The sequence below is a fragment of the Rhodopirellula maiorica SM1 genome, assembly GCF_000346295.1.
GTDB classification, from domain to species: Bacteria; Planctomycetota; Planctomycetia; order Pirellulales; family Pirellulaceae; genus Novipirellula; species Novipirellula maiorica.
On the sequence record NZ_ANOG01000845.1, the window covers coordinates 1 to 9407 of the forward strand.

Annotated in this window: 7 protein-coding genes; 4 read left to right on the plus strand and 3 right to left on the minus strand. The window is 54.8% G+C overall.

What is annotated here, in order from left to right:
• Positions 1-348: 348 nt before the first annotated feature.
• Complete coding sequence (locus RMSM_RS27175) at positions 349-3060, plus strand: bifunctional acetate--CoA ligase family protein/GNAT family N-acetyltransferase (RefSeq protein ID WP_008704509.1); 2712 nt, start codon at positions 349-351, stop codon at positions 3058-3060.
• A gap of 53 nt (positions 3061-3113) precedes the next feature.
• Here the strand turns inward: RMSM_RS27175 and RMSM_RS27180 are convergent, their stop codons facing one another.
• The gene (locus RMSM_RS27180) at positions 3114-4049 is read right to left on the minus strand and encodes a histone deacetylase family protein (RefSeq protein WP_008704511.1); all 936 of its coding nucleotides are present in this window, start codon (positions 4047-4049) and stop codon (positions 3114-3116) included.
• Between the two features lie 634 nt (positions 4050-4683).
• Between RMSM_RS27180 and RMSM_RS27185 the strand changes: the two genes are divergently transcribed.
• From RMSM_RS27185 to RMSM_RS27190, 3 genes are all read left to right on the plus strand, one after another.
• Positions 4684-5982, plus strand: coding sequence for a DEAD/DEAH box helicase (locus RMSM_RS27185; protein WP_144057999.1), 1299 nt, complete (start codon positions 4684-4686; stop codon positions 5980-5982).
• Positions 5983-6138: 156 nt separating this feature from the next.
• Positions 6139-6270 carry a hypothetical protein gene (locus tag RMSM_RS43490; protein ID WP_008704516.1) on the plus strand — a complete coding sequence of 44 codons (132 nt, stop codon included), beginning with the start codon at positions 6139-6141 and terminating at the stop codon, positions 6268-6270.
• A gap of 169 nt (positions 6271-6439) precedes the next feature.
• A complete protein-coding gene (locus RMSM_RS27190) occupies positions 6440-6643 on the plus strand; it encodes a cold-shock protein (protein WP_040769577.1) in 204 nt (67 codons plus the stop codon).
• A gap of 122 nt (positions 6644-6765) precedes the next feature.
• On the opposite strand, the gene RMSM_RS27195 is transcribed toward RMSM_RS27190, so the two are convergent.
• Together RMSM_RS27195 and RMSM_RS27200 are read right to left on the minus strand one after the other, a co-directional pair.
• Positions 6766-8355 (minus strand): aspartate:alanine exchanger family transporter, encoded by a 1590-nt coding sequence (locus RMSM_RS27195; protein ID WP_008704519.1) that lies wholly within the window; start codon positions 8353-8355, stop codon positions 6766-6768.
• A gap of 187 nt (positions 8356-8542) precedes the next feature.
• Positions 8543-9407, minus strand: an 865-nt coding sequence (locus RMSM_RS27200; RefSeq protein ID WP_040769575.1) for an L-serine ammonia-lyase, incomplete at its 5' end; no start/stop codon positions are given.

Consider the following 9407-nt stretch of genomic DNA (forward strand, 5'->3'; position numbering starts at 1 on the left):
GGCCGACACATTTACTGAGTCATTGTGTCGGCCTCTGGCCTTTGCAGCTCATTCGCTACATCCCGTGGCCTTACGGCCACGGCAGAGGATGTATCGGCCTCTGGCCTAAGCCGGACGTTCTCGTGAGCCGTGCCGCTACCAAAGCAGACGGCATTGAGCGTTGACGGACCGTGGGATCGTGGCAATGCATCAAATCAGCCTTGGCTGCGTTGGTTTGACTCGTTTGCTACACTAAACCGAGTCTCCCCCTAAACCGAGACTTATCGAGCGGACGCGGTGATGTCGTCCTCAGGTGGTTGCGACCCGTGTGGGCAATCCGCTGCGTCTTTACGGCAAGGAGCGTTTCAGATGCCGACGCGTAATCTCGCGAAAATCTTTAAGCCCAAGAAGGTTGCCGTCATCGGCGCCAGCAACCGCGATGAAAGCGTTGGGCAGCGAGCACTGCGGAATTTAATCGCCGGTGGATTTGACGGCGACATCTATCCTGTCAATGCGAACTACGGCGAACTCGAGGGGCATCGATGTTATCGATCGTTGGCTGAGATTGATGCCAGCGGCGGTCCGGTCGATCTGGCAATCATTTGCACTCCCGCCGCCAGCGTGCCCAATGTCGTTCGCCAATGTGGCGAAGCTGGTGTTTTGGGCGTGGTAATTCTGTCGGCGGGTTTTCGCGAAGTAGGCAGTCAGGGCGAGCAGATCGAAGCGGAGATACGCAAAACCGCCAAAGGTTTCGAAGGACTACGAATCATCGGTCCCAACTCGCTTGGATTGATGTCGCCCTACCATCAACTGAACGCCAGCTTTGCTGCAGATGTTGCCACGCGGGGACGGGTCGCATTCGTCTCTCAATCGGGCGCGTTGTGTGCATCGGTATTGGACTGGGCGGCTAGAGAAGGCATTGGGTTTTCCCATTTCGTTTCGATCGGCAACATGCTGGATGTGGGTGTCGCCGACTTGATCGATTATTTTGCCCAGGATCGTTGGACCGATTCGATCATTTTGTATGTGGAATCGATCGCGCACGCACGCCAATTCATGTCGGCCGCTCGCGCGTTCACACGCAACAAGCCGATCATCGTCTACAAGGCAGGACGTTTTGACGAATCGCAAAAGGCGGCTGCGACACACACGGGTGCAATGATTGGGTCGGAAAACGCGTACGAAGCCGCGCTGACTCGTGCTGGGGCCGTTCGTGTTTTGGAGCTCGCGGACTTATTCGACTGTGCCGAATTGCTGGCCAGACAAGAAGCACCCGCGGGACCTCGGCTTGCGATCGTCACGAATGCTGGCGGTCCCGGTGTGATGGCGATCGATGCGCTATTGCAGCGAAATGGATCGTTGGCGGAATTAAGCGACGCGAGTCTCGGGAAGCTCGATGCCCTGTTGCCTCCGGCATGGTCACATGGGAATCCGATCGATGTGCTAAGTGATGCCGATGCATCGCGTTTTGGCGACGCCGTTGCGGTAGCGCTCGCCGACAAAAACGTCGATGGCGTACTTGTGATTTTGTCGCCACAAATTTGGACGCTGCCTTTGGAAACAGCCGATGCGGTGATCGAAGCCGCCAAACGATCACGTAAACCGGTGCTGACGACGTGGTTAGGAGGTTTGCGAGTGCAAGCCGGGATCGAGCAGCTTCGGCAAGCGGGCGTTCCCACTTACGCGACGCCAGAAAAAGCGGTCGCATCGTTTATGTATTTGGTTAAGTATGCTCGTAATCGAAGCATGCTTTATGAGACGCCTCGTTCGGTGCCCATTGGATTTCAGATTGATCGAGATCATCTACATACAATTTTTCGTGAACGAGTGGCGGCCTGTGACGGCGATTCGGAAGGCTATGAAACACTGTCCGAATTGGATTCCAAAACGGTGCTGGACGCATACGGAATTCCCGTTTGCGAAACGTTTGCTTCGGGCGACCAAACCGCCGCACTCCAGATTGCGGACCAGATCGGTTACCCAGTGGTGATGAAAATCCACTCGCCTTCGATCGTGCACAAAAGCGATGTTGGCGGAGTCGCATTGAATTTGATTGATCGTAATGCTGCGGCCAAGGCATATGATCAAATCATGAGGCAAGCTCAACAGAAGCGTCCCGACGCAAGGATTGACGGCGTGACCGTTCAGCGAATGATGGTGGGCCCATTGGGGCGAGAGCTGTTTGTCGGTTCCAAACAGGGACCGGTGTTTGGAAGTGTATTGATGGTAGGGTTAGGCGGCACCGCAACCGAATTGTTGTGGGACCGGACGTTTGAGCTGCCGCCACTGAGCGAACGATTGGCGCGGCGGATGCTCGAATCGCTACGGGCGTGGCCGCTGTTGGGAGCTTACCGGGGCCAAGCCCCCGTGAACCTCGATCGCTTGATCGAAGTGCTGATGCGGATTAGTTATCTCGTGGCCGATGCCCCCGAAATTATGGAACTGGATATCAATCCCTTGCTGGCGACTCCGACCGAAGTCGTCGCATTGGATGCGAGAATTGCGTTTCAGCGCGATGCCGTGCTGCATCCTCGTTCGCCCTATTCACACCTTGCGATCTGTCCTTACCCAACTCAGTTCACCCGCCCATTGAAGCTGTCCAGTGGTGCCGGAGTTTTGCTGCGAGCGATTCAGCCCGAAGACGAACCGATGTGGTGCGAGCTTGTCGCGGGTTGCTCGGCTGAAACGATTCAGATGCGGTTTCGCTATATGTTTCGTTCGGCGACGCATGATCTTGCATCACGCTATTGCTTCAATGATTACGATCGCGAGATTGCGATTGTCGCCGAGGTGAATCACGACGGACGCAACATGCTTGCCGGGGTGGGGCGTCTGGTGGCCGATGCGGATCATCACGAGGTCGAATTTGCCATTTTGGTGGGCGACGCATGGCAGGGGCACGGGCTCGGTGCCGCATTGATGGATTATTGTTTGCAGATCAGCGAACAAATGAAGTGGAAGCGAATCGTCGCGGAAGTCGCACCGCAGAATCGCCGCATGTTGGACATGTTTGCGTCACGAGGTTTTACTCTTAACCGGCGAATTGGCGCCGACGTCGTAATCGCCACCAAGGAATTGTAGTCGATTGACCGACCACAACTGCAAGTTCACCGTCGACGCATTCCCAGCCCAGCCTAGCCCTCTTCCATTAATGTCTCGAGATGATTGCTCACGCTTTCGGCTAACGCGTGTGGGTTGTAGCCGCCTTCGAGTACGCTGACCACGCGTCCGCCGGTGTACTGCTTGGCCACTTCCACAATGTCTTGCGTGATCAAGGTAAAGTCTTCGCTTGATAGCCCGAGCGATCCGATCGGGTCGAGTCGATGGCTGTCAAATCCCGCGCTGACCAAGAGCAATTGAGGGGCATTTTTCTCAGCAAGACTAAACATGGCATCGCGAAACCTTTGGCGTTGGATTTCAGCCGAGGTGCCAAATTGGATCGGTAGATTGATGGTCATACCGGACGCTTCCCCTAGCCCTGTTTCGTCCTCGGTCCCACTATAGGGATAGAGCGGAGATCGGTGCATCGAAAGAAAGCTGACTCGCGGGTCAGCATAGAAGATGTCTTGGGTGCCGTTGCCATGGTGGACGTCAAAGTCGACGATCATGACATGTTCGAGTCCCAATGTTTGGGTCGCCACGCGAGCTCCGATCGCGATGTTGTTGAATAAGCAAAATCCCATCGCTTGGTCGCATGTCGCATGGTGTCCGGGCGGACGGATCAGACAAAACGCAGTCTTGTCTTCGCCAGCAACCACACGCTGGACGGCATCGACAACGGCGCCGGCACCTAGCGTCGCGGCATCGTAGGACCGCAGGCTGACGACGGTGTCTTCGTCGATCGCCCCACCCCCTCGTTCACACAGGCTGCGAACCGCTTGGATGTGGTCGGCGGTGTGGACGAGTCTTAGTTGCTGGATCGACGCTGGTTCCCACGTTGGGCGGTGACAAAGGGCATCGAGCCCGAGAAAGTTCAGCCGCCGCATCACCGTAGCCAAGCGTCCCGCGTTCTCGGGATGCTCGCCGGTGTCGTGTTCTTGGAACAGGTAGTCGTAATAAAGTAGTGTCATAAGCCCTTGTAATCCCTACGCGTGCCTCCATTATGCACCGAGAATCTTTAGATTGTCACTTGGCTTCACGCGGCTAGGTGAGTACACTTCGCAGTGAAGCCCCAGCGGTTCGACATGAGTTTCTGGGGACAGTGGTCGAAAATAAGCGAGTAACGCGGATTTTTCGAGTAAACGCGGGATTTTTTTGATTCCGAGAGTCTGTTTCGAAACGGATGCGTTTTTCGGCCAAACGGGATTTCTGATCGCAGAGTTGGATCCTCTTGCTTCCCCGTAAAATGGGTGCCGGCACATTCGCCGCACAATATTGCTGCCAACTATCGGTTGTGTTAACCGCTCTGGAAAGCTGCCGGCGTCGACGATTCGACGCTCCGGATTCTGTGACTTTCTTGTTTGTCCAGAGTTATCGTCCTTTACGGGCGGACAAACGTTTCCCATTGCCTGGGTCGGCGTGTTCCTTTTGGAAATCACGCTCCCGAGACATGCGGAATCAAACACAACGATTACTCCATCTTCCCATTTCCCCCCTGACGCGGTTGCATTCATTGCCGAGCGTAGGGCGAGCCGGTACCGAAGTGTTTCGGTTGGCATTGAGGCGTCGATGGATTCCCAGAACAATCTTCCTAGGAAAACTTTTTTGAAGACATTTGACGAACTCGATTTGATTGCTCCCCTGAAACGCGCAATTTCCGACGAGAAGTACACCACGCCGACCCCCATCCAAGCTCAAACCATTCCTGCGGCACTCGAAGGACGCGACGTCCTCGGCTGTGCTCAAACCGGAACTGGAAAAACCGCAGCCTTTGCGTTGCCGATTTTGAATCAGATCGGTGGTGAGCGCCGTAAAGCGGCTCCGAATCGCCCCTTGGTTTTGGTGCTCGCTCCGACGCGTGAGCTTGCGATTCAAATTGGTGAAAGCTTTGCTACCTACGGCAAACATCTGCGTTTACGCCAAGTATTGGTTTATGGTGGTGTTAGCCAAGGCAACCAGGTCCGCGCCCTGAATCGTGGGGCTCACATTTTGGTTGCCACTCCGGGCCGACTGATTGACTTGATGGACCAAGGTCACATTGATCTTCGCCAGCTTGAAATGTTTGTACTGGACGAAGCCGATCGCATGCTCGACATGGGCTTTTTGCCGGCACTTCGCCGCATTATCAGCGAATTGCCGAATCGTCGCCAATCGTTGTTTTTCTCGGCCACGATGCCACCGAAGATCACCGATCTTTCGCAAAGTTTGTTGCGTGATCCGGTGACCGTGAATGTGACCCCGAAATCCACCAGCGTCGATCGAATTGCCCAGCAGCTGTACTTCGTCGAAAAGGGCGGAAAGCTGAAGTTGTTGGAAAAGATTCTGGTCGATGAAAAAGCGGATCGTGCGATTGTCTTTACTCGCACGAAGCGTGGTGCAAATGTGTTGGCAGAAAAATTGGATCGCAACGGATTCAAGGCAGTCGCCATCCACGGCAACAAGTCACAAAGTGCTCGGCAACGTGCACTCGAAGCGTTCCGTCGCAACAAGGTTCAAGTCCTGGTGGCGACTGACGTTGCGGCGCGTGGAATTGACATCGATGGCGTCACGCACGTGGTCAATTACGACGTCCCCAATGAACCGGAAAGTTATGTACACCGCATCGGACGAACCGGGCGAGCCGGTGCCGAAGGGATTGCGATTTCGTTCTGTAGTGATGCCGAGCGAGGCGAGCTGCGTGATATCGAGAAATTTATCGGCATGAAATTACCGCTGGCGCCGAATCAACCCGCACCGCAACCTCGCGATCCGAATGCAGCCAAAACGAAACAGGGTAAAAGTGCCCGTCGTGCACCGTACCGTGGTGGCGGCCGAGCCAACCGCGGCGGTTCACCCACGTCCGCTGCTGGGAACCAAGCCAGTCGCCGCCCGCGACGCAAACAACGCGCCAAGCAAATTAACTAGCTTTTCACAAGCAATCCGCCCCGCAACGGTGGAAATCAGGAAATAGGAAGTAATTCGCGTTAATCCGCGTGATTAACACAGCACGACCGAGTGATCCCTTTTTGGAGAGAGACTATCGCAAAGAACCAAAATACCTTCGCCAAACGCCAACGCGAAATGGAGAAGAAGTACAAGGCTCAGGAAAAGCTGAACCGACGTGCACAGCGCAAGTTGGATCAGCAGAACGGAGTTGTCCCGGTCGTCGTAATCGACGAAGAATCCGAAGAAGATTTGGATAACGACCTTTAAAATACAACAACACCCGAATTGATTTGATATAATCGACCCCGCCTAAGGATGGTTTATTACCTACGAGGACGGAGTCGTTAACGTAGACCTCGGTGCAGTTCGATTCACAAGAACGTTTCTTGTGATTGAAAACGGCACAATTGTTTTGAGAGTATTGGAAGAAGAAGAGATGGCAGAAGGCAAAATCAAGCGAGTTACCGACAAGGGATTTGGTTTCATTGAGACCGACTCGGGTAGCGACATGTTCTTTCATAGTTCCGCACTGGAAGGTGTGAACTATGACGACCTACGTGAAGGTCAACTCGTTTCGTACAACGTGGGCAGCGGACCGAAGGGCCCTCGTGCTGAAAACGTACAACTCGTTGAAGATTGATTAATCGATCCGATCGATTTCTAGCATAAGCACTGAGAGCCTAAAAACTCTCGGTGTTTTTTTATGCGCTAAGCATCGGCAAAAAATTGACCGTCGTACACCAAAGCCTCGAGAAGCTTTCGCTACATCCAGTTCAAAATCTCGACCAACATCGGTCCCAGAATCGTGATCATCACCAAGGCGACGGGATAGGCCGCAACATAACTGGTCACCGGTTGGCTTGATTCGGTCGAACCGGTGAGTACCGCAAGCCCGGGGGTCGAAGTCATTCCGCCGCACGTCGCACCGAGATTCTGAAGCAGCGACAACCCAAAGCCGAATCGTGCCATGCAGTAGCCGACAAGTAACGGGAAACAGACGATCGCCAACGCAGCCAAACAGAGAACCAATCCATGTTGCGCCAGGACGGGGCCGACGTTTTTGCCAGCCTTGATTCCGGCATCGGCTAAAAACAGTGCCAACCCGGCTTCGGTCATCAACAGCATTGCCGCAGGAGGAAAGGCGCCTCGGATCGGTCCGACCTTGCGAAAATGGCCTAACAACAATCCGGCCATCAATGGACCTCCGGCGATTCCAAGTGAAATCGTCAGTCCTTCCAAATCCAATTCTGCATGCCCGACAAAAATTCCGATGGCAATTCCAATCACCACCGATAGTAAGTCGGTCTCGTCGAGCGTCCGTGGGCGGTGTCCGACGATCGGTTCGATTTTGGCAAGGTTTGCCGACTCACCCACTAAGGTTAAACGGTCGCCAAATAAAATATGCGTTTGCGACGAAGGCACAAACTCAATTTCATAGCGGCGGATTCTGGCGACCGTGACCCCGTAACGTGAGCGAAGTCTTAACGTTTTGAGCGAATGTCCGTAGATCTCAGGCGACGTGACGACTACGGTTTTGCGTTCGTGGTCCGCATCGAGAATCGCTTTTTCCTCGGCGTGCAACACACCGAGAGTCTCGGCGACGCGAGCAATCTCGCTGTATTCACCGAGCAGCATCACGCGGTCGCCAATGGCAAACGCGTAATCCGGTGGCGTCGGCGTCCATCGCGACTGGACCAACACTCGCGAAATTTGGCAACGAGAATTCGAAAGCACTTCGACTTGGCTTGGCCGTTTTCCCACGATTCCTGGATTGACGATCTCGACCATCCGCCGCTGGATCGATGTGTCTTGTGTTGCAGCGGAATCACCGCTTGACGATGCAGGGGCAATGGATTCAGCCGAGGCCCATTTAAATGCGAGCTGCACAAACAAGACAACGCTAATGATTCCGATGGGATAGGCGACCCCGAAACCGACCGCGACGGCAGCGGGATCTTCGACCGATTCACTGATCGCTCCGAGCGCCGGGGTGCTGGTCATCGCGCCGGCCATCAGCCCGCCCGCCAAATCCGCGGGCAGGTCTAGCAGCTTGGCACAGCACCAAGTGACCGAAGCGCCGGTGAAAACAATCATCGCCCCCAAACAAGCCATCACCTTGCCTCGCGATGCCAGTCCGCGAAAAAAGGTGGGGCCGGCCGAGATGCCGACACAGTAGACAAAAAGAGCCAATCCCAGCGTTCCGAAGCCATCGGGGATCGTCCAGCCAAAGTGCCCAACTAGCAAAGCGACGAACAGAATGGCCGAGGTTCCGAACGAGATTCCCAAAATCGACAATCGACCGATAAACAGACCGGCGGCGATGATACAGAGCAGAACGACAAGCGGGGACATTTGAGTGCCTTCCTAGCCGGATACAAAACAGAAAACAGCGGATGTTTCTAACCGATTGCCTGTTTTGTTGCGACGCCAACAAAATCGTCGGGAGTTAAAAACAAAAGCGTCGGAAGTCAAATTCCCCCAGTTCCCCGCTCAAGGGAAGCGATGCAAACACGACTTGCCCGACTTTTGTCGATCAAACTTAACAATTGATGACGTTGACCGCCAAACCGCCAAGGCTTGTCTCTTTGTACTTCGATTGCATGTCGACGCCGGTTTGCCGCATCGTCTCGATCACCTTGTCCAGCGAAACGCAGTGTTCGCCGTTCCCGTATAGCACGGCAAGCCGAGCAGCATTGATCGCTTTGACGGCTCCCATCGCATTGCGTTCAATGCAGGGCACTTGGACCAAGCCGGCGACAGGATCGCAGGTCAGTCCGAGATTGTGTTCCATCCCAATTTCGGCGGCGTTTTCAATCTGTGCCGGCGTCCCGCCCATCACGGCGGCGAGTCCGGCTGCGGCCATCGAACAGGCCACCCCCACTTCGCCCTGGCATCCCATTTCTGCAGCCGACAATGAAGCGTTGCGTTTATAGAGCATGCCGATCGCCGATGCCGTTCTTAAAAATGTATGAATGGCTTGCCGATCGACGCTTGCGTCAAAGCGAGCAAACGCGGCCAAGACAGCTGGAATCACGCCAGCTGCCCCGTTGGTCGGCGCCGTCACGACACGGCCGCCGGCTGCGTTTTCTTCGTTGACCGCCAATGCAAACAGCGTGACCCAGTCGATATGGCTGAGCGGATCGATGCGATCCTTGGGCAAGGCCAATGATTCCGTGTCCAGCGAAATGCCCGTCAATTTTTTATAGATCCCCGGGGCTCGACGCTGGATGTTCAATCCGCCCGGCAGGATCCCTTCATGGCGACACCCCATCTCGATGCTGTGGTTCATCGCTTCCCAAATTTGATCCAACTCGTGCTCGATCTCCTCGGCGCTGCGGAACGTCAATTCGTTTTGCTGTACCAGTTCGCTAATCGTCAGATTGTTCTTGTTGCATTGACCGAGC